At 74.7% G+C, this 19,643-nt stretch carries 16 protein-coding genes; 13 read left to right on the top strand and 3 right to left on the bottom strand.

Annotated elements, in window-relative coordinates; genetic code table 11:
• Together ACFO3Q_RS13525 and recC are read right to left on the bottom strand one after the other, a co-directional pair.
• Positions 1-2,697: UvrD-helicase domain-containing protein (locus tag ACFO3Q_RS13525; RefSeq protein WP_377005258.1), on the bottom strand; the 2,697-nt coding region annotated here is incomplete at its 3' end.
• Positions 2,694-6,038: an exodeoxyribonuclease V subunit gamma gene (gene recC, locus ACFO3Q_RS13520; RefSeq protein WP_377005257.1), complete on the bottom strand. Its 3,345-nt coding sequence runs from the start codon at positions 6,036-6,038 to the stop codon at positions 2,694-2,696. The genes ACFO3Q_RS13525 and recC, both read right to left, overlap by 4 nt.
• A gap of 273 nt (positions 6,039-6,311) precedes the next feature.
• Here recC and ACFO3Q_RS13515 point away from each other — a divergent pair, with 273 nt between their 5' ends.
• The 13 genes from ACFO3Q_RS13515 to ACFO3Q_RS13455 all read left to right on the top strand — a co-directional run bounded on the left by ACFO3Q_RS13515 (position 6,312) and on the right by ACFO3Q_RS13455 (position 18,328).
• Complete coding sequence (locus tag ACFO3Q_RS13515; protein WP_377005256.1) at positions 6,312-7,661, top strand: sigma-54-dependent transcriptional regulator; 1,350 nt, start codon at positions 6,312-6,314, stop codon at positions 7,659-7,661.
• A gap of 156 nt (positions 7,662-7,817) precedes the next feature.
• On the top strand, positions 7,818-7,976 hold the full coding sequence (locus tag ACFO3Q_RS13510) for a DUF1328 domain-containing protein (RefSeq protein WP_377005255.1): 159 nt from the start codon (positions 7,818-7,820) through the stop codon (positions 7,974-7,976).
• A 67-nt stretch (positions 7,977-8,043) separates the two neighbouring features.
• Positions 8,044-8,559 carry a hypothetical protein gene (locus tag ACFO3Q_RS13505; RefSeq protein WP_377005254.1) on the top strand — a complete coding sequence of 172 codons (516 nt, stop codon included), beginning with the start codon at positions 8,044-8,046 and terminating at the stop codon, positions 8,557-8,559.
• A 122-nt stretch (positions 8,560-8,681) separates the two neighbouring features.
• The gene (locus tag ACFO3Q_RS13500; RefSeq protein WP_377005253.1) at positions 8,682-10,826 is read left to right on the top strand and encodes an ATP-binding protein; all 2,145 of its coding nucleotides are present in this window, start codon (positions 8,682-8,684) and stop codon (positions 10,824-10,826) included.
• 217 nt (positions 10,827-11,043) lie between these two features.
• Positions 11,044-12,180, top strand: coding sequence for a hybrid sensor histidine kinase/response regulator (locus tag ACFO3Q_RS13495; RefSeq protein WP_377005252.1), 1,137 nt, complete (start codon positions 11,044-11,046; stop codon positions 12,178-12,180).
• 115 nt (positions 12,181-12,295) lie between these two features.
• Positions 12,296-12,724: a hypothetical protein gene (locus ACFO3Q_RS13490; RefSeq protein WP_377005251.1), complete on the top strand. Its 429-nt coding sequence runs from the start codon at positions 12,296-12,298 to the stop codon at positions 12,722-12,724.
• A 172-nt stretch (positions 12,725-12,896) separates the two neighbouring features.
• Positions 12,897-13,706 (top strand): ABC transporter ATP-binding protein, encoded by an 810-nt coding sequence (locus ACFO3Q_RS13485; RefSeq protein WP_377005250.1) that lies wholly within the window; start codon positions 12,897-12,899, stop codon positions 13,704-13,706.
• Positions 13,703-14,446, top strand: coding sequence for an MlaE family lipid ABC transporter permease subunit (locus ACFO3Q_RS13480; RefSeq protein WP_377005249.1), 744 nt, complete (start codon positions 13,703-13,705; stop codon positions 14,444-14,446). The genes ACFO3Q_RS13485 and ACFO3Q_RS13480 overlap by 4 nt, the downstream gene beginning before the upstream one ends.
• Before the next feature lie 22 nt (positions 14,447-14,468).
• Positions 14,469-14,972 carry an outer membrane lipid asymmetry maintenance protein MlaD gene (mlaD, locus tag ACFO3Q_RS13475; protein WP_377005248.1) on the top strand — a complete coding sequence of 168 codons (504 nt, stop codon included), beginning with the start codon at positions 14,469-14,471 and terminating at the stop codon, positions 14,970-14,972.
• A gap of 10 nt (positions 14,973-14,982) precedes the next feature.
• On the top strand, positions 14,983-15,633 hold the full coding sequence (locus ACFO3Q_RS13470) for an MlaC/ttg2D family ABC transporter substrate-binding protein (RefSeq protein WP_377005260.1): 651 nt from the start codon (positions 14,983-14,985) through the stop codon (positions 15,631-15,633).
• On the top strand, positions 15,614-15,907 hold the full coding sequence (locus ACFO3Q_RS13465; protein ID WP_377005247.1) for an STAS domain-containing protein: 294 nt from the start codon (positions 15,614-15,616) through the stop codon (positions 15,905-15,907). Before ACFO3Q_RS13470 ends, ACFO3Q_RS13465 begins: the two co-directional genes overlap by 20 nt.
• A gap of 14 nt (positions 15,908-15,921) precedes the next feature.
• Positions 15,922-16,893 (top strand): MlaA family lipoprotein, encoded by a 972-nt coding sequence (locus ACFO3Q_RS13460; protein ID WP_377005246.1) that lies wholly within the window; start codon positions 15,922-15,924, stop codon positions 16,891-16,893.
• Between the two features lie 136 nt (positions 16,894-17,029).
• Entirely contained in the window at positions 17,030-18,328 is a 1,299-nt protein-coding gene (locus tag ACFO3Q_RS13455; protein ID WP_377005245.1) for a diguanylate cyclase, read from the top strand.
• A gap of 7 nt (positions 18,329-18,335) precedes the next feature.
• Here ACFO3Q_RS13455 and ACFO3Q_RS13450 read toward each other — a convergent pair whose 3' ends face one another.
• Positions 18,336-19,514, bottom strand: a complete 1,179-nt coding sequence (locus tag ACFO3Q_RS13450) for a class I SAM-dependent rRNA methyltransferase (protein ID WP_377005244.1) — start codon at positions 19,512-19,514, stop codon at positions 18,336-18,338.
• Positions 19,515-19,643 lie beyond the last annotated feature (129 nt).

Genomic DNA, 19,643 nt, shown 5'->3' with positions numbered 1-19,643 from the left:
CGCGGGCGGCGCCTCCAGGCGCAGGCGGCCGGCCGGCACCGCGTCCACGGCGGGCCGCACGCGCATGCCCGGCGTGGCGGCGGCGAGTGCGCGCAGGCGGGTCGCGATGGCCGCCGCGTCCGGCGCCGAACGTCCGCCGGCGGCGTCGCGGTGCAGCAGCCATGCCAGCGCGGTGTGCTGGACGTTGTTGACCGCGCCCCAGCACAGCCAGGTGGCATGGCGCGCCCGGGTCAGCGCGACGTAGAGCAGGCGGAGCGACTCGGCCCGCTCCTCCGCGGCCTCGGCGGCGCAGGCGCGCGTCCAGGCGGCGTCGCCGCAGCGCAGGGTGGTGGTGCGCAGGCCGTCCTCGTGCGCCACCGCGGCCAGCGTCGGGCCGCCGCGGCCGGCGCCGCCGGTCGCCACGAAGGGAAGAAACACGAAGGGGAACTCCAGGCCCTTGGACGCGTGCACGGTCATGATCGACACGCGCGCCGCGTCGGAGTCCAGACGCAGCAGCTCGGTGCGGTTGTCGGGGTCGGCCTCGTGGATGCGCCGCTGCAGGGCCTCGCGCAGGGCCATGACGCCGGTGCCCGCCGGCTGCGCTTCCTGCAGGGCCTCGGCCAGCTGCAGCAGGTTGGACAGGCGCCGCTCGCCGTCGACCAGGCGCAGCAGCCGCGGTGCCGCCTCGGCGCAGAGCGCGTTGACCAGGGCGAGGATGCCGCGGCGCTCCAGCGTCTCGCGCCAGTCCAGCACCCGGTCCTGCCACTGCCGATGCACCGCCGCCTCGGCATCCAGTGCGGCGATGGCGGCGGCGTCCAGGCCGAACCAGGGCGTCGCCAGCAGGGCGCGCAGGCGGCTGTCGTCGGTGACGTCGGCCAGCGCCTCCAGCAGGCACAGCATCTGCGTCGCCTCGGCGCTGGCGTAGAGGCTGTCGCGCCCGGCCGCCACGCAGGGGACGCCCGCCGCCGCGAGACGGGCGCGGATGCGCACCGCATCGGCGTGCTTCTCGACCAGCACCGCGATGTCGGCCGGCCGCACCGGGCGCAGCGTCGCGCCCTCGCGGATGCGCGTGCCGCCTTCGAGCAGCGCGCGGACCGCGGCCACGCAGGCGGTGGCCGCGACCGCGCGCGCCTCCTCGGCCGCCAGCGCGGCCTCCGGCGCGTCGAGCAGGGCGACGTCCAGCGCGGGCGCCGGGACCTCGCCGTCGAGCGCATCGGCATCGGCCACGCGGCCGCCGGGCGCGACGGAGGCGAAGGCGATCCCCGGCTGCGCGAAGGCCTCGTCGCCGCCGGCGCGGAACAGCGCCTCGACCGTCGCCAGCACCGACGGCCGCGAACGGAAGTTGCGCTCCAGCGCATGCCGCGCGTCGGCGCGCGCGGCCGCGGCGAGGTAGGTGTGCACGTCGCCGCCGCGGAAGCGGTAGATGGCCTGCTTGGGGTCGCCGATCAGGAACAGCGCGGAGACCCCGGCGTCGGCCGGCGGCGGCGCGTCGGCGTAGATGCGGCGGAAGATCGACCACTGCGCGGGATCGGTGTCCTGGAACTCGTCGACCAGGGCCACCGGCCAGCGCGCGCGCAGGGCCGCGGCGAGCCGCGGCCCCGTCTCGCCCGCCAGCGCGGCCGCGACGTCGCCGACCAGATCGTCGAAGCCGCGCTGCGCGCGCAGGCGCTTGAGTTCGGCCAGCCGCGCGCGCGCGCGGTCGCGCAGGCGGTGCAGGAGCGCGATGCGTGCCTGCTCGCAGGCGTCGTCGAAATCGGCGCGCGCCTCGCACCAGCGCCCGATGGCGGCGAACAGCGGCGACGCCGGCGTCGCCTTGCCCTTGGCGGTCCGGGCGGCCAGTTCGTGCTGGGCGAAACGCGCGAACTGCTCGGGGAAATCGGCCTCCGGCGGATGCAGGGGCGCCCAGGCGGCCAGCGCGTCCCACACCGGCGCGATCCACTCGGCCCTGAACCGGTTGCCGGCGAGCTGCCTGCCGGCGCAGGCCGCCTCCAGCGCGGCGCGCGCGTCGGCGCCGTGCATGGCGAAGGCCGCGGCCAGGTCCGCGCACTGCGCCTCCAGGCGGCGGCGCGCGGCCGCGGCGTCGCCCGGCACCGGCGCCGGCAGCAGCCGTTCCGCGGCGACCAGGGTGCGCAGGTCGCGCGCCAGCGCAGCGGGCCCCGGCCACTGCGCGCGCAGCAGCGCATGCGTCGGGGCATCGACGGAGAAGGCGCGCCACAGGTCGGTGGCGACCTCCTCGCGCAGCGCGCGCTCGTTCTCGAGCAGCTCGACCTCGCCCAGCACCTCGCCCGCCTCGAGCGCGTGCTCGGCCAGCACCCGCCGGCAGAAGCCGTGGATGGTGTGGATGGGCGCCAGGTCCATGGCCTGGGCGGCCGCACGCAGCCGCCCGCGCAGGCGCTCCGCGCCCTCGCGCGCCAGCGCCGCGGCGACCAGCAGCGCGGTCAGCCGCTGGCTCTCGTCGCGCTCGTCCGCGGCGTCGCCCTCGGCCAGCCGCGCGGCGAGCAGCAGGCGCTCGCGCAGGCGGTCGCGCAGCTCCTTGGTCGCCGCCTCGGTGAAGGTCACCGCCAACACCTGGGTCACCGGCAGGCCGGACTCGATGACCAGCCGCGCGTGCAGGGTGGCGAGGGTGAAGGTCTTGCCGGTGCCCGCGCTCGCCTCGATCAGCTGCACGCCCTCGACCGGGATGCGCAGGCCCAGGTCGATGTCCGCGGGCCGGCTCATGCCGCGGCCCCGCCGTCGAGGGCATCGAACAGCCGCTGCGCCAGCGCGCCGAAGCGGGCGCAGAGCGCGGCATCCGCGTCCGCGGCGAAGGGATCGCGCCCGCGCAGGGCCAGCCGCACCCAGTCGTCCTCGCCCTCGCCCGGGCGCCCGTTCTGCCCGCACCACTGCGCGCGGGCGGCGCGCAGGGCGGCGTCGGCCTCCTTGCCGGCGCGCAGGCATTCGACGTAGGCGCAGGCCGCGCGCGGCATCAGCGGCAGCGGCTCGGCGCGCGCGAGGTCGTGCAGGGCGAGCAGGTCCGCCAGGGCCGCCCGCGCGCGGTCCTCGGCCAGCGGCGCGAGTTCCCGCGGCGCCTCGCCGGGCACCAGGCGCAGCAGCGGGCGGCGCTCGCCGGCCGCGCTCCACAGCAGCCGGTCGAGATCGAGACCGATCCGCGCGCGGCCGCTGGGGCGGTTGGGATGGAACTGCAGCAGGCCCTGCGGGTGCACGTCGTCCAGCACCGCGACGAGGCGGCGTCCGCCGATGTCCAGGGCGATGCGGCGGCGCTCGCCCGGTCCCGGCGCGAAGGCGCGCGCGGCGGCGGCGGCCGCGGCCAGGGCGGCGTGGCGCGTCTCGACCTCGCGCGCGCCGGGCGCCCCGGGCGCGATCAGGCCCTCGCCCAGCAGGCGCCGGCGCAGGGCGTCGGCATCGCCCGCCTCCGCGCGCAGCGCGGCGAACACGCGCTGCCCGACCGCATAGTCGCGCAGGCCGTCGGCGTCGAAGGGCTCGCTCTCGGGCAGCAGGTCCTCGGGTTGCGGCAGGCGCAGGTCGAGGGTCTCGCGCAGGAAGGCGCGGGGCGGATGGCGCAGCACGCGCAGCAGCGCGTCGCGCTCGAGGACGCCGGGCGCCGGCGCCGCCGCGACGGGTCCGGTGGCGAACGACGGCAGGCCGGTGCGCGCCGCATCCGCCAGGTCCGGCCCGGGACGCCAGCGCGGATCGTAGGCGAGCCGCCGCGCCGCGTCGGCCGCCGGCTCGCGCGCATCGCGGGGCGCGCCGAAGGCCTGCGGCGCGAACGGCTGCAGCGGGTGGCCCACCACCAGGCGCGACCGCGGCGGCGGGGCGCCGGGCTCGGGTTCGAGATGGGCCGCGGCCGCGTCGAGCAGCTCGGCCACCACCACCGACGGCGGCAGCGCCGTGCCGTCGCGCGGGTCGGTGCCCAGGTAGCTCAGGTAGAACACGTCCGCGGCGGCGGCGAACAACTGCAGGAACAGGTAGCGGTCGTCGTCGCGCAGCGAGCGGTCGCCGACCCGGCGCGCCCGCGTGCCCAGCTCGGCGGCGAGGCGGTTGAGCCCGCCGGCGGGGTCGCCGCGCGGGAAGGCGCCGTCGTCCAGCCCCAGCAGGCAGATCACACGGAAGGGGATCAGGCGCATCGGCACCATGCGCCCGAAGGTCACGCCGCCGCTCAGGAACGGCTGGCGCAGGTCGGCGTCGCCGAGCGCGGCGCGGAACCAGGCGCGCACCACCTCGGCCGGCAGCGGGCGTTCGGTGTCGGCGCGCACGGCCTCGGCCTCGAAACGCGCAAGCTGCGCGCGCAGCAGTTCGAGCGCGCGGACGTCGCCGGGGTCCTCCGGCTGCGCGGCGACCAGCTCGTCGAGCGCGCGTGCGAGCAGGGCGCGCCACTGCGCGGGGCGCGCCTCGCGGCGCAACGCGGCGCGCAGCCGGGCGAGCGCGCGCAGGCCGTGCAGCAGGCCGTCGAGCACGCGCAGCGCGTCGCCTTCGAGACGCGGCCACGCCACCACACCGGCGATGTCGGCGTCGGTCCCGGCGGCGTGGCCGAGCAGGGCGCGGTCCAGCGCCCAGATCCAGGTGTAGGCCTCGGCGTCGGCCGGATCCCCGGCCTCGTCCGTCGGGGCGAACTCGCGGCGGTGTGCCGCGTCGAGGCCCCAGCGCGCACCGAGCTCCCGCAGCCAGTCGGCCAGGCGCGGCGCGTCGGCCGGTTCCATCCCGAGCCGCTGCGCGACCGCGGGCAGGCCGAGCAGGGCCAGCACCTCGTTGGCGCCGAAGCGCGACTGCGGCAGGGCCAGCAGGCGCAGGAACCAGTCAACCAGCGGCCGCGCCGCCAGCGCGCTGCCGTCGGCCACCGCGTAGGGCATGGCGAGCGCCGCCGGGGCCGCGCCGAACACCGCGTGCACGTGCGGCGCATAGGCGTCGATGTCGGGCGCGAGCACGGCGATGTCGCGCGGTTCGAGGGTCGGGTCGGCCTCCAGCAGGGCGCGCAGTTGTTCGTGCAGCACCTGCACCTCGCGCAGGCGGGTGTGGCAGGCGTGGACCTGCAGGCTGCGGTCGGCCGGATCGAAGGGTCGCGGCGCCTCGCCGCTGCCGGGCGCGCGGCGCGCGAGCAGGTCGCGCTGCAGGCGCTGCAGCAGGCCGTCGCCGACGGGCGCGACGTAGATGGGCTGCTCCCAGCTCGGATGCACCACGTCCGGGTCGAACAGCACGCGCACGAAATCGCGGCCGGCGGCGCCGTTGGCGCGCAGCAGCGGGTTCTCCTCGTCCTCGAAGGCGGCGTCCGGCGCCTCCCCGGCGAGCGCGGCCGCGAGCCGCTCGCCCGCGGTCCGCAGGTCGCCCCACCAGCCCTCCACCGGCGAGACGAAGAAGAAGTGCAGCGGCGCCGCGCGCGCGGCGCTGGCGATCGTCCGCAGCACGTCGGGGGAGACGTTCTGGCAGGCGAAGGCGAACACCCGCGCCGGCACGCCCGCGGGCGCCGCGCCTTCGGCGCCGCCGAAGCGGCGCAGGTAGGCCTCGATGCGCTGCGCGCGATGCGGCTGCCCGCGGCTCGCGCGCCGCCAGAGTTCGGCCTGCCAGTCGTCGCGGGCGGCGCCGCGGTCCCAGGCCAGCAGCCAGTCGCGGCGCCAGGCCTGGTACCTCTCGAAGGCCGTGGCCAGCTCGCCCGCCAGCGACCAGGCCGCGGCGGCATCGGGGCGGGCGTCCGGGCCCGTCAGCACGCCGCGCAGCGGCGCGAACACCGGCTCGGCGAGCAGCGCCGGCTCCGCCAGCAGCGCCCACAGCCGCCAGCGCAGCACCGCCGCGTCGGCGAGCCCCTCGTCGCCGGGCGCCGGCAGGTTGGCGGCGAGCAGCTCGGCGACGAACTCGCCGGGCGTCAGGAAGCGCAGGTTGGCGGCCACGCCGTGGGTCTCGGCGAGGGTCTTCTGCAGCCAGCGGCGCATGCTCGGCTGCGGGATCAGCACCGTCTCCGGCGCCAGCACGTCCTGCCCCGCCTGCGGCCGCGCCAGCTCCGCCGCCAGCACGCCCGCGAGCACGTCCAGATCGTTGCCGTGGTACAGGCGGAAGTCGGGGGCGGGCATCGGGATATGGTGCCGGAGGGCTTGGTGCGCGGGAATGGGAGGGGGAAGAAGGAAGAGCGGGAATGGGGAATCGGGAATGGGGACCTGGGGCTCGATTCGAGATTCGGGCCCCCGGCCGGTGGTGGGATAGCCGCCACGCGGTCACAAGTCCCAAGTCCCGATTCCCGATTCCCGCTCCACCCCTCCCGCTTCACCCCACTGCGCCCTGCACGACTTCATCCCCGTCTCACCGCGCAATTTGCATTGTGGCGGGACGCTGCAACGGGTGTCCGCATGCCGCCTTCCCTTCCGCCGCCGCAGGGTCGGGTGCTGCTGGTCGACGACGACCGGAGCATCGTGGACTCCTTCAGGCTGTGCCTGGAGGAGGCCGGGCACCGCGTCGATGCCGCGGGCAGCCGGGCGGAGGCGCTGGCGCGGGCCGCGGCGGAGAGCTACGACGTGTGCCTGCTGGACCGCGCGATCGGCAGCGAGAGCGGCCTGGACGTGCTCCCGGAACTCAAGCGGCTGGCGCCGGATCTCGCGGTCATCATGGTGACCGCCACCGGCGACACCGGCGCCGCGCTCGAGGCGCTGCGCGCCGGGGCCGACGACTACCTGGTGAAGCCCTGCCTGCCGGACCAGCTGCGCATCGCGGTCGCGCGCCAGGTGCGCACCCGCCGGCTGCACTCGCGGGTGGCCGCGCTCGAACGCGACCGCGGCACGGGCGACGACCTGCTGACCAGCCGGAGCTGGCGCATGCAGCCGCTGCTGGACAGCGCGCGCGCGGTCGCGCCCACCGACGCCAGCGTGCTGCTGCGCGGCGGGTCCGGCACCGGCAAGGGCGTGATCGCCCGCGCCATCCACGCCTGGAGCGGGCGCCACGGCCCGCTGGTGACCGTGCACCTGCCCTCGCTGGGGCCGGAGCGGCTGGAGCCGGAACTCTTCGGCGTGCTCGGCAGCCTCGACGGCAGCACGCCCGCGGTGTCCGGGCAGATCAGCCAGGCACAGGGCGGCACGCTGTTCCTGGACGAGATCGCGGCCTTGCCGATGGCACTGCAGCCGCAACTGCTGCGCCTGCTCCAGGACCGCACCTACACCCGCATGGGCGACGCGACGCCGCGCCGCAGCGAGGCGCGCATCCTCGCCGCGACCACGACCGACCTGGAGGAGCTGGTCGCGACCGGGCGCCTGCGCCGCGACCTCTACTACCGCCTCAACGCGATCAGCCTGTCCCTGCCGCCGCTCGCCGAGCGCGCCGAGGACATCGAGCCGCTCGCCACGCATTTCCTCCGCCGCTACGCCGCCGCCTACCGGCGCCCGGCGCGCAGCTTCGGCAACGCGGCGCTGCGGCGCCTGCAGGCCTACGCCTGGCCGGGCAACGTGCGCGAACTGCAGAACGTGGTCGAGCGCGCGGTGATCCTCTGCGGCGACGAGCGCATCGCGCCCCAGCACCTCGCGCTCGCGCCCGAGCCCGGGCCCGTGGCGCAGCCCGAGGTCAGCCCGCCGATGACCCTCGCCGCACTGGAGCGGCGGCACATCCGCGCGGTGCTCGCGCGGGCGCCGACGCTGGACGCCGCGGCGCGCGAACTCGGCATCGACACCTCGACGCTGTACCGCAAGCGCAAGGCCTACGGACTGGACTGAACGCCAGCGAAAGGCCGTGCAGATTGCACGGTCCGCAAGGGCCGATCGTCATCCCGCTTGCACTTTGCACTTGGCAGGCTCTCGTCCACGTTCCAGTGCTGTCGGCGCCGAGGCGTGCGATCGATTCCCACCCAAGATCGAGACCAAGGAGTTCCCATGCTCAGCTACGCAATCATCTTCCTCATCATCGCGCTGATCGCCGGCGCGTTCGGCTTCTTCGGCGTGGCCGGCACCGCCGCCACCATCGCGAAGGTGCTCTTCGTCATCTTCCTGATCCTCTTCGTGATCTCGCTGATCCGCGGCCGCAGCGTCTAGCCGCGACGCCCCCTTCGCCCCCCTTCCAGAAGATCCGACCCCACCCACTTCACCCCGGAGCACGACCATGACCAACAACAAGCTTCTGCTCAGCCTTTCGATCGCCGCGGCGTTCGCCCTGACGGCCTGCAACCAGCAGTCCACCGAGGCCGACGTCGCCGAGGCCCAGCGCGAGGCGCAGCAGGACGTCGCCGAAGCGCGCCAGGAGGCCCGCCAGGACGTGGCCGAGGCCCGCCAGGACGCGGCGCAGTCCAACACCGGCATCGGCAACAATGCGCGGACGACCGGCACCACTGGCACCGCCGGGACGACCGGGACCACCGGCACCGGCACCGGCACCATGACGGGCACCGACCGCGGCGACGTCGCCGAGACCGAGGCGCAGGCGCAGTACGACATCGCCGTGGCCGAGGCCGAGGCGCAGCACCGCGTGGCCACCGAGCGCGCCAACACCCTGCCGGCCGGCGCCGAGCGCGACGCCGCCCGCGCCGAGGCGGACGCCCAGCTCGAGAAGGCCAAGGCCGACGCCGAGGCGCGCCGCGCCCAGGCCGAGGCGGAAGCGGAGCGCATGCAGCAGCGCTGATCCGGTCTTCCGGCAGCCGCACCACTGCGAAAGGCCGCGGGTCCGTCCCGCGGCCTTTCCGCATGCGTCGCCGCCGGGTCGGCCGGCGTTTACTCTTCACGCCCGCCCTCCACCGCGCGCGCATGGACTCCCGAGAGCTTCCTCCACCGACGGCACGCGGCGACCACCTCCACTACTACGTGATCGTGGTGGTCGCCCTCCTGGCCCTGGTCGCGAGTTCCGCGTGGTCGGTGCGCACCGCGTTCGAGCTGCGCGAGGCCACCGCGCGCATCGCCGCCTCCGAGGCCAACGTCATCCAGATCCAGCGCGCCTGGATGCTGCGCAACGACCTCGCCTCGTACCTGTACGCCCACCTGATCGACGGCGTCGAGCTCGGGCCCTACTACGCCAAGCGCGCCGAACTCGTGGCCGCCCTCGCGGCGCTCGAACCGCTGCTGTCCGACGACCCCGAGCAGTACCGCCGCCTGGAGCAGCTGAGGCAGACGGTGGCGGCGCGCATCCGCGCGGTTGACAGCACGCTGGCCGGCGGTGCCGACGCGCCGCTGCGCCCGCCCGGCGAGGACTACGCGGTGCAGGCGCTGCGGACGCTGTTCGCCGAGCTGCTCGACTTCGAGCTGGCGCGGCTGGCGGCCGAGCGGCGCGACATGCAGACCCTGCAGGAGCAGACCGGCATCGGCGTGCTGGCCACCAACGTGGCCGCGCTCGTGGGCATGCTCCTGGGGCTGACCATGCTCCGGCGCAGCGTGCGCGCCCGCGACCACCTGCGGCGCATCGAATGGGAAGCGCACGCCGCGCGCGAGGCCAACCGGCAGAAGTCGGAGTTCCTCGCGAGCATGAGCCACGAGCTGCGCACGCCGATGAACGCGATCTTCGGCTTCGCCGAGCTGCTCGCCGGCGCCGTGCGCGGCGAGCGCGAACGGCAGTACGTGCGCGCCATCCTCACCAGCGGCCGCGGCCTGCTCGCGCTGATCAACGACATGCTCGACCTGGCGCGCATCGAGTCCGGCCGCATGACCCTGCACCCGCAGCCCACCGACGTGCGCGACCTCGTCGAGTCCTCGCTGTCGATGTTCACCCAGATGGCCGCCGACAAGCGCCTGGGCCTGCGCGCCGAGCTGGCGCCGGACATGGCGCGCAGCCTGGAGATCGACCCCACGCGCCTGCGCCAGATCCTCGCCAACCTGCTCGGCAACGCGGTGAAGTACACCGAGCACGGCACCGTCACGGTGCGTGCCTCGACGACGCCCGGCGACGATCCGCGGCGCGCCTGCCTGCGGCTCGAGGTGGAGGACACCGGCATCGGCATCCGCCAGGAGGAGCGCGCGCGCATCTTCGAGGCCTTCGTGCGCGGCGAGGCCGACGGCGCGCCGCGCGAGGGCGCCGGCCTCGGGCTGGCGATCACCCAGAGGCTGGTGGGCCTGCTCGGCGGCGAGATCGGCCTGCGCAGCGTGCCCGGCGCCGGCTCCTGCTTCATCGTCGAACTGCCCGACCTGCCGGTGCACGAGGCGCCGCCCACGCCGGCGCCGGCGGACGCCGGCCCGGACTTCGCGCACCTCGCGCCAGCCCGGGTGCTGGTGGTGGACGACCTGGAGCTCAACCGCGAGCTGATCGGCGCCTACCTCGAGGACGCCGGCCACGAGATCGCCTACGCCACCGACGGCGCCAGCGCGCTGGAGGCCATGCGCGCGCGGCGGCCGGACATCGTGCTCATGGACGTGCGCATGCCCGGCATGGACGGCGACACCGCGCTGGCGCACATGCGCGCCGACCCCGCGCTGGCCGACATCCGCGTGGTCGCGGTGACCGCGTCCGGGCTCGGGCAGGACGAGCAGGGCCGCCTGCGCGACTACGACGGCCACGTGCGCAAGCCCTTCACCCGCCAGGATCTGTTCGACGCCATGGAGCCCCTGCTCCCCAAGCGCGGCGGCGCGGCGCCACCGCCGGCACCGGCCGCGGCGGTACCGGCGATGCCGGGCGCCGCCGACCCCGCGCCCGACGACGCCGAGCGCGCCGCGATCCGCGCGCGCCTGGACGAGATCGCCGACAGCGTGTGGCCGCGCCTGCGCGGGACCCTCGCGGTCCGCGAGACGCGCAGCCTGTCCGAGGAACTGGCGGGCATCGCGCACCGGCTCGGCTGCCCGGCGCTGGCGGACTACGCGCAGCGGCTGCACGACGCTGCCGACAGCTTCGACCTCGTGCGCATGGAGGCGCTGCTGCACCAGCTCGAGGCGCAGATCGCCGGCGTGCGCGGACGGGAGGCGGGTTGACAGTCCGCGCGCCAGGCGACGCAATGCGGGACCCCGCACGCCGCCCGGACCGAGCGCCGCGGCGACGGGACGAGGCCCGCACCGCAGCGCAGGCCGGCCCGGGCAGGGCGCGCGACGCCGTGTCGGCGCGCCCCCGCGGGCTTCCCTCCGGACGGGCCGCCAGCGGCGGACGCATCTCATCTCGAAGGGCATGACACGCTCGGAGGCCAGCACACCCATGTCGCACCGTCCCGCGGAACCCCGCGCCCTCGCCCTGCTCGCCGGCCGCGATCCGGTGGTGCTCGTCGTCGACGACCAGGAGCCCAACCTGCGCCTGGTGGGCACCGTGCTCGCGCACGCCGGCTTCGAGGTGGTGCCGGCGCTCTCGGGCGAACAGGCGCTGCAGCGCGCCGCGCTGGCCCCGCCCGACCTGGTCCTGCTCGACATGATGATGCCGGGCATGGACGGCTTCGCCGTGCTGCGCGCGCTGCGCGACGACCCCGCCACCGCGCACGTGCCGACCATCTTCCTGACCGCCGCGCACGAGCGCGAACACCTGATCCGCGCGTTCGAGGCGGGCGTGGTGGACTACCTCACCAAGCCCTTCGTGGCGGAGGAACTGCTCGCCCGCGTCCGCAACCATCTCGAACTCAAGCTGGTGCGCGACCACCTCCAGCGGGTCGCGCGCGAGCGCGAGGAACTCGCGGCCATCGTCGCCCACGACCTCAAGAACCCGCTCTCCTCGATCCACTTCAGCGCGCAGCTTCTGCAGCGCGGCGGCTCCGGGCCGCCGAGCCCCGAGAAGCTGGTGCGCATCATCCTGAGCTCGGCCGAGGACGCGCTGGCCTTCATCCGCCGCTATCTCGAACGGCGCGCCGAGGGCGAGCTGCTGCGCCGTTTCGAGAGCGTGTCGCTGGAGCCGGCGACGCTGATCGCGCGGGCGCTGGAGCGGCTCGCGGTGCAGACGCAGTCGCGCGGCATCCGGGTGCGGGTCGAGATCCTCGAGGAGGTACGCGCGCAGGGCGACCCGGACGCGGTGGTCCAGGTGCTCGACAACCTGCTCTCCAACGCCATCAAGTTCTCGCCGCAGGACGGCGAGATCCTCATCCTCTGCGGGCGCGGTTCGCCCGGCACCGTCCGCGTGAGCGTGCTGGACCGCGGGCCCGGCGTGTCTGCGGAGGACCAGAAGCGCCTGTTCCGCCGCTTCGTGCGCCTCGCCGCGCACGGCGCGGAGGCCGAGCCCGCAGGCGGGCTGGGCCTGGCCCTGGCGAAGCAGGACGTGATCCACATGGGCGGCGAGCTCTGGTACGAGGACCGCCAGGACGGCGGTTCGGTGTTCGCCTTCGAGCTGCCGATGGCGCACGAGCAGGGCTGAGCGCCGGCGCCTCACCCTGCGTTCGCGCGGCCCGCGCCATGGTGTCGGCTGCATGGGCGCCCGGCGTTCGCCGCCACCGGCGCCCGCGACCCGTTCCCCAGACAGGAGACGTCGAATGGCCGACAACGACACGGGCAGCAGCGCGGCCCGCAGCCGCGCCACCAGCAAGCGCAGCGCGCGCCCGGCCGCCAAGCGCGCCGGGCGGACGGCGGCATCCCGCGGCAACGGCGACGCGTCCGGCGGCAAGGCGGTGACCAGGGCCTCGGGCACCGGTACGCGCGCCGGCGTGTCCAGGAAGACCCTGCAGACCGCGGCCATCGTCGCGGTGAGCGCGGCCGCCGCCGCGGGCGCGGTCTACGCCCTGCGCCGCAGCGGCGTGTTCGACGGCGGCGGGCGCTCGCTGGCCTCGCTCAACGCCGACGTCAAGCGCATCACGGCGGACACCGTGAAGGCGCTGGTGGAGCGCGGCGAGGACATGGCCGACCACGCCGGCAGGCTGGCGTCGAAGGCCGAGAAGAAGGGCCGCCGCCTGCTGGCGCGCTAGCGTCCACCGGCCGGAGACCGTTCCCGGCCGTCGAGGCTGAACCCCACTTACAAACATTCACGGATGTTTGTAAAAGCCCAGGGGCCTCTGCGACAATGAGGCGCCCCCGCCGCGTGCGGGGGCGCTTTTCATTTCCGCGCCGGTCCCGGCGCCCGAGCAGACCCACGGCCAGATGTCCCCGACGAGCCTTCCGGTGTCCGACAGCGTGCGCCTGCGCGGAGCGACCCTCGCGCGCGGTGCCCGCACGATCCTGCGCGGCGTCGATCTCGACGCGAGCGCGGGGACCGTCACGGCCATCCTCGGCCCCTCGGGCGTCGGCAAGTCCACTCTGCTCTCGGCGATCACCGGCGAGCTGCGCCCGGTCGCGGGGCAGGCCGAGGTCTTCGGCAGGCCGGTCCCCTACGGCCGCCGCCGCGAGCTGCTCGAACTGCGCCGCGGCATCGGCGTGCTGCTGCAGGGCAACGGCCTGCTCACCGACCTGACCGTGGCCGAGAACGTGGCCCTGCCGCTGCGCGCGCACGCGGCGCTGCCGCCGGAGCTGCTGGCGCGCGTGGTCGATCTCAAGCTCAACGCCGTGGGCCTGCGCGCCGCCGCCGACCTGTATCCGCGCGAGCTGTCCGGGGGCATGGCGCGCCGCGTCGCCCTGGCCCGCGCGCTGGCCCTGGATCCGCCGCTCATGCTCTACGACGAGCCGCTGACCGGGCTCGACCCGATCGCCGCCGGCGTCATCGTGAGCCTGATCCGCCGGCTCAACGACACCCTCGGCCTGACCAGCATCATCGTGACCCACCACGTCCACGAGACCCTGCCGATCGCCGACCGCGTGCTCGTGGTCGCCAACGCCGGGGTGGTGTTCTCCGGCACCCCCGCCGAGCTGGAGGCCAGCGAGGATCCGCTGGTCCGCCAGTTCCTGCGCGGCGAGCCCGACGGCCCGATCCCGTTCGAGATCGGCGCCGGCCGGACCGCGGGAGCGGCGGCATGAACGCGCTCCGCGAGATCGGCGCGACCGGCCTGTTCGCCTTCTCGGTGCTGCGCGCGAGCGCGCCGGGCGCAGACTTCCTGCGCGAACTGCTGCGGCAGATCTACGCCGTCGGCGCGCGCTCCCTGCCCATCATCGCGGTCGGCGGCGCCTTCGTCGGCCTGGTGATGACCCTGCAGGGCTTCCGCACGCTGTCGACCTTCGGCGCGAGCAACTCGCTGGGCACCCTGCTCGGGCTGTCGCTGTACCGCGAGCTCGGGCCGGTGCTTACCGCCCTGCTGTTCGTCGGCCGCGCCGGCTCGTCGATCGCGGCGGAACTGGGCCTGATGCGGGCGACCGACCAGATCCAGGCGCTGGACCTGATGGCGGTCGATCCGGTCGCGCGGGTGGTCGCGCCGCGCTTCTGGGCGGCGGTGATCACGGTGCCGCTGCTCACCGGCTTCTTCTGCGCGTTCGCGGTCGCGGCGGGCTACCTCGAAGCGGTGCACGTGCTCGGCGTGGACGCCGGCTACTTCTGGTCCGCGCTGTCGAACAGCGTCGACTTCTGGAGCGACTTCGCCGTGGCCTTCCTCAAGGCGGCGGTGTTCGGCGGCACGACCGCCCTCGTGGCCGCCTACGTGGGCTACCACGCGGAGCCGACCATCGAGGGCACCTCGGTCGCCACCACCCGTGCCGTGGTGAACGCCTCGCTGCTGGTGCTGGTGTTCAACTTCATCCTCAGTGCACTGCTGTTCAACAACTGATCCGCAGGCTTCCGGTCCTCCCATGACGCCATCCAATTCCAGACTCGAACTCGCCGTCGGTGCCTTCCTGCTGCTGGCGCTCGCCACCCTGCTGGTGCTGGCCTTCGCCTCCACCAACGGCCGGGTGGGCGGCGGCGGCGGCGGCTACGAGGTGGTCGCCCGCTTCGCCAACGTGGGCGAGCTGCGCGTGCGCGCGCCGGTGAAGATCGGCGGCGTGGCCATCGGCCAGGTCAAGTCGATCGAGCTCGACCCCGAGCGCTTCGACGCCCTGGTGACGCTGTCGCTCGATCCCGCCTACGGCGCCGAGCTGCCGGCCGACACCGATGCCCGCATCCTGACCGCCGGCCTGCTCGGCGAGCGCTACATCGGCCTCGGCCCGGGCGGCGACCCGGAGCCGCTGGGCGAGGGCGGCGAGATCATCTACACCCAGAGCGCCGTCGTGCTCGAAGAGCTGATCGGCAAGTACATCTTCGGAGGCGGCGACGACGCCGAATCCGCCTCCGCCCCGTTCGCGCCGGAGAACTGACATGACCATCCTGTCCCGCACCCTCGTCGCGGCCGCGCTCGCGGTCGCCTTCGCGGCGGCCCCCGCCGTCGCCCAGCAGCAGCCCGCCGCGGCCGCCGCCCAGACCGGCAGCGCCTCGCAGCTGGTCCAGGAGAACAGCTCGCGCATGCTCGGCACCCTCGCCACGCGCCGCGACGAGTTCCGCGCCAATCCCGCCGCGCTGCAGGCCTTCATCAAGAGCGAGTTCGACCAGATCTTCGACAAGGTCTACGCCGCGCGCCTGGTGCTGGGCCGCAACGGCCGCAACGCCTCGGACGCCGAGGTCGCCGCCTTCGCCGACGCGCTGGCCGGCAACCTCATGCACCGCTACGGCAATTCGCTGATCGAGGTGGACGCCGGCACCCGCATCCGCGTGACCGGCGAGAGCGAGCTGCGCAACGGCGCGGTCACCCGCGTCACCAGCCAGATCGACCGCCGCGGCGGCGCGCCGATCCCGGTGGACTACCTGATGCGCCAGGACGGCGGCCAGTGGAAGGTGTTCGACGTGATCGTCGAGGGCGTGAGCTTCGTGCAGACCTTCCGCTCGCAGTTCGACGCCGCCCTGCGCACCAAGAGCCTGGCGCAGCTCACCGAGGAGCTGCGCGCCGGCGCGGTGCAGGTCGATGCCGACGTCGTCGACTGACGCCGGCGCCCGCCTCGAGGGCGGCACGCTGCACCTCGCGGGCCGCCTCGACCGGCACCACGTGCCCGCGCTGTGGCCGTCGCTGCCGCGCGGCGGCTACGCGGCGATCGACCTCGGCGGCGTCACCGCCCTGGATACGGTCGGCCTGGCGCTGGTCGCGCATCTCGCTTCGCAGGCCCCGCAGGACGGCGGGGCCGCTCTTCCCGTCCTGGGCGCTCCGGCCGGCTACGCCGAGCTGTGCGCCGCCTACCGGCTGTCCCCCGACCTGCGCTGACCTGGATCGAGTCCGTGCCCTTCCTCCGCCTCCCCCCCCTCGCCCTGGGCCTGCTGCTCGCGGCGCTCGCCCTGCCCGCGGCCGCGCAGCTTCCGCGTCCCTCCGAGGTTCCCACGCCGGCGCCGGCGGTCGAGGGCGTGCTGGCGCAGCCGGATCCCGCGCCGCCGCTCGACGACGATGCGCTGCTGCTGGTCGAGATCGAGGAGGCGGTGGTCGAGGGCCGCTTCGACATCGACCCCTGGGAAGGCTTCAACCGCCGCGTCCACAACTTCAACAAGGGCGTGGACCGCGCGGTCGCGCGGCCGCTGGCGGTGGCCTACGTGCGCGTGGTCCCGGAGCCGGTGCGCAACGGCGTGCGCAACTTCTTCGGCAACCTGTTCCAGCCGCTGACCGCGGTGCACCTGCTGCTGCAGGGCCATCCGGGGCCGGCCGGGGCCGCCGCCGGGCGCTTCCTGGTCAACGTCACGCTCGGCGTGGGCGGCCTGTTCGACCCGGCGACGCACTTCGGCATCCCGCGCTACGAGGAAGACCTGGGCCAGACCCTCGCGGTCTGGGGCTGGGACCGCTCGCGCTACCTGGTGCTGCCCTTCCTCGGCCCGCGCACGGTGCGCGACGCGTTCGGGGCGGCCGGCGACGGCCTGGCCACGCCCTACCAGTTCGTCGAGAGCGACAAGGCGCGCTTCGCGCTGATCGGCCTGTCGCTGGTCGACCTGCGGGTGCAGCTCTTCGCGGTGGACGAGCTGACCCAGGGCGTCGAGGACGACTACATCCTCACCCGCGAGGGCTGGCTGCAGCGGCGCAACTACATGATCAACGACCGCGCCAACCCGGTGCCGGGCCGCGTGATCCGCCACATCCCGGGCCTGCGCGACCGCGTGCAGCCCAGCGGCCAGACCGACCCGTCGCTGCCGGACTACCTCGACGAGCTGTTCCCGGACGAGGAGGGCTTCGAGGGCGCGCCGGCGCCGACCGGGCGCGAGGACTGACGTCCCGCACGCCGCGGCGCTCAAGTTCGGGCGCCGCCGGCCGATAGGGCCGGCACACCGCCGCTCCGGCGGGGTGCGGGCGGCGACGCGCATCCGGGGCGGGGGTCGCCGTTCCCCCAGCGAGCCCGTCGCACCGATGACCCGCAGCGCTCCCGACGCCACGTCTCCGGCGGCCAAGGTTCTCCTCGTCGAGAACTCCAAGATCTTCCGGCAGATGGTCTCGACCGCGATCCGGGAGAAGCTGGACCTCGAGGTCGTGGCCTGCGCGACCCTGGCCGAGGCGCGGGCGGCGCTGGCCCGCGGCGACACCTTCTTCCTCGCCCTCACCGGGCTGGTGCTCGCCGACGGCGAGGCGGAGGACATCGTCTCGCTGTTCGTCGGCCACGGCCTGCCGATGGCGGTGGTGACCGGCGTGTTCGACGCCGAGGTGCGCCAGCGCGTGGTGACCCGGCCCATCGTCGACTACGTGCTCAAGGACACGCCGGGCGCGGTGGACTACCTGGTGTGGCTGGTGCGCCGGCTGGAGCGCAACCGCCGCATCGCCGCGCTGGTGGTGGACGACGCGCGCTCGGCGCGCGAGCACAGCGCGGCCATGCTGCGCATGTACGGCTTCCGCGTGGTCGAGGCGTCCGGCGGCGCCGAGGCGCTGCGGATCATGGCCGCCGAACCCGCGATCCGCCTGGTCGTCTGCGACCACGAGATGCCCGGCATGACCGGCGTGGAGTTCACCCGCCGGCTGCGCACCAGCCGCTCGCGCGACGCGGTGGCGGTGATCGGCGTCTCCTCCATCGACCGCGCCTCGCTGGTCGCGGAGTTCCTGAAGAGCGGCGCCAACGACTTCCTGCACAAGCCCTTCAGCCGCGAGGAGTTCTTCTGCCGGATCTCGCAGAACGTCGACAACCTCGAACTGATCGGCTCCCTGCAGGACCTCGCCACGCGCGACTTCCTCACCGGCCTGGCCAACCGCCGCTCGCTGTTCGAGCGCGGGCAGGCGCTGTTCCTGCAGACCCGCGAGGCCGACCGTCCGCTGGCGGTGGCGATGCTCGACATCGACTTCTTCAAGAAGGTCAACGACAGCGTCGGCCACGACGGCGGCGACGTCGCGCTGAAGGCGGTGGCCGGCGCGGTCGCCCAGCACGCCGGGCCGCAGGACCTCGCGGCGCGCCTGGGCGGCGAGGAGTTCTGCCTGCTGCTGCCCGACCGCGACGCGGCGAGCGCCGCTGTCCTGCTGGACGGGCTGCGCCGCCACGTCGAGGAACTGGCGGTGCCCTTCGAGGGCGGGACGATCGCGCTGACCGTGAGCATCGGCCTGTGCGCCGGGCACCGCGAGTCCCTGCACGCGATGCTGGCCGAGGCCGACCGCGCGCTCTACCTGGCCAAGGCCGCCGGCCGCAACCGGCTGGTCGCCGCCGAGGGCGCGGAGGCCGCCGGCTGAGGCCGCCTCACTCGACGCGGCAGAACACCGCCTTGAGGTAGCGCGACTCCTGCACGTGCGCCATGAACGGGTGGTCGCCGCCGGCACCGGCGACCTTGAGCACCTGCACGGTGCGGCCGGCGTAGAACGCCGCGCGGCGCAGCATGTCGAGGAACTGCTCCTCGCTCACCAGCCCGGTGCAGGAGAAGGTCGCGAACACGCCGCCGGGCTTCACCACCGACAGCGCGAGCTTGTTCATGTCGAGGTACTTCTTGAGCGCGGGGATGACCTGCTCGCGGTCGCGGGTCATCTTGGCCGGGTCGAGCACCACCACGTCCCAGCTCTCCCCGCGCGCGGCCGCCTCGCGCAGCCACGGGAAGATGTCCGACTGCACGAAGCGCACCCGCGCATCGTTGAACTGGGCGTTCTTCTTCGCGATGGCGAGGATCTCCTCGTCCAGGTCGATGCCGGTGACGTCGGCCGCGCCGCCGCGCGCCTTGGCGTAGATGGCGAAGCCGCCCGAGTTGCAGCACAGGTCGAGCACGCGGGCGTCGCGGGTGAAGCGGGTCAGGAACTCGCGGTTGTCGCGCTGGTCGGCGAAGAAGCCGGTCTTGTGCCCGCTGCCGGGGCTGGCGCGGAAGCGCACGCCGTGCTCGGTGATGAGCGCGGGTTCCGGCGGCTCCGGCGCGCGAAAGTCGAAGCTCTCCTGCTTCTGGATGTGCTCCTCGGCGAAGCTGTAGAAGCGGCAGCCCGGGAACTCCGCGCGCAGGGCGGCGTAGATCCATTCGCGGTGCCGGAACGCGCCGGCCGAGAAGAACTCGACCACCAGCAGGTCGCCGTAGCGGTCCACCACCAGGCCCGAGATGCCGTCGCCTTCGGAATGGACCACGCGCCAGCCGTCCGAGACCTCGTCCAGGCGCAGCAGCTCGCGGCGCAGGCGCACCGCGTCGGCGATCCGGCGCGCGAACCAGTCGGCGTCGATGGCCTCGTCCCTGCGCTCGGTGAGCACGCGCAGGGCGATGCGCGAGTGCCCGTTGTAGAACCCGCGCCCGACCCAGGTGCCGTCCCGGTCCACGATGTCGACGACACTCCCCGGCCGCGGCTTCTCCGCCGGCTTCTCGACCATCTTCTGGAAGATCCAGGGATGGTTGGAACGGCGCTCGATCTTGAGGCGGACGGTGGGAAGCGGGGAAGCGGATGCGGTCATCGGGGGATGATACCGGCTGGGTGGAGCGGGAAGGGGATGGCGATGGGTGGAGCGGGAAGGGGGAATAGGGAATCGGGAATGGAAGGGTCAGCGGGCGTCGGCGGGTCCACCTCCTTCATGAGACGCGCA

Origin of the sequence: Coralloluteibacterium thermophilum (assembly GCF_042654365.1) — a bacterium.
GTDB classification, from domain to species: Bacteria; Pseudomonadota; Gammaproteobacteria; order Xanthomonadales; family Xanthomonadaceae; genus Coralloluteibacterium; species Coralloluteibacterium thermophilum.
This window is presented reverse-complemented; position numbering and strand designations above follow the sequence as displayed.

Excerpts from the sequence above, each read along its gene's own strand:
- recC (WP_377005257.1), bottom strand. The coding sequence starts at position 6,038 with ATGCCCGCCCCCGACTTCCGCCTGTACCACGGCAACGATCTGGACGTG.
- ACFO3Q_RS13515 (WP_377005256.1), top strand. The coding sequence starts at position 6,312 with ATGCCGCCTTCCCTTCCGCCGCCGCAGGGTCGGGTGCTGCTGGTCGAC.
- ACFO3Q_RS13510 (WP_377005255.1), top strand. The coding sequence starts at position 7,818 with ATGCTCAGCTACGCAATCATCTTCCTCATCATCGCGCTGATCGCCGGC.
- ACFO3Q_RS13505 (WP_377005254.1), top strand. The coding sequence starts at position 8,044 with ATGACCAACAACAAGCTTCTGCTCAGCCTTTCGATCGCCGCGGCGTTC.
- ACFO3Q_RS13500 (WP_377005253.1), top strand. The coding sequence starts at position 8,682 with ATGGACTCCCGAGAGCTTCCTCCACCGACGGCACGCGGCGACCACCTC.
- ACFO3Q_RS13495 (WP_377005252.1), top strand. The coding sequence starts at position 11,044 with ATGTCGCACCGTCCCGCGGAACCCCGCGCCCTCGCCCTGCTCGCCGGC.
- ACFO3Q_RS13490 (WP_377005251.1), top strand. The coding sequence starts at position 12,296 with ATGGCCGACAACGACACGGGCAGCAGCGCGGCCCGCAGCCGCGCCACC.
- ACFO3Q_RS13485 (WP_377005250.1), top strand. The coding sequence starts at position 12,897 with ATGTCCCCGACGAGCCTTCCGGTGTCCGACAGCGTGCGCCTGCGCGGA.
- ACFO3Q_RS13480 (WP_377005249.1), top strand. The coding sequence starts at position 13,703 with ATGAACGCGCTCCGCGAGATCGGCGCGACCGGCCTGTTCGCCTTCTCG.
- mlaD (WP_377005248.1), top strand. The coding sequence starts at position 14,469 with ATGACGCCATCCAATTCCAGACTCGAACTCGCCGTCGGTGCCTTCCTG.
- ACFO3Q_RS13465 (WP_377005247.1), top strand. The coding sequence starts at position 15,614 with ATGCCGACGTCGTCGACTGACGCCGGCGCCCGCCTCGAGGGCGGCACG.
- ACFO3Q_RS13455 (WP_377005245.1), top strand. The coding sequence starts at position 17,030 with ATGACCCGCAGCGCTCCCGACGCCACGTCTCCGGCGGCCAAGGTTCTC.
- ACFO3Q_RS13450 (WP_377005244.1), bottom strand. The coding sequence starts at position 19,514 with ATGACCGCATCCGCTTCCCCGCTTCCCACCGTCCGCCTCAAGATCGAG.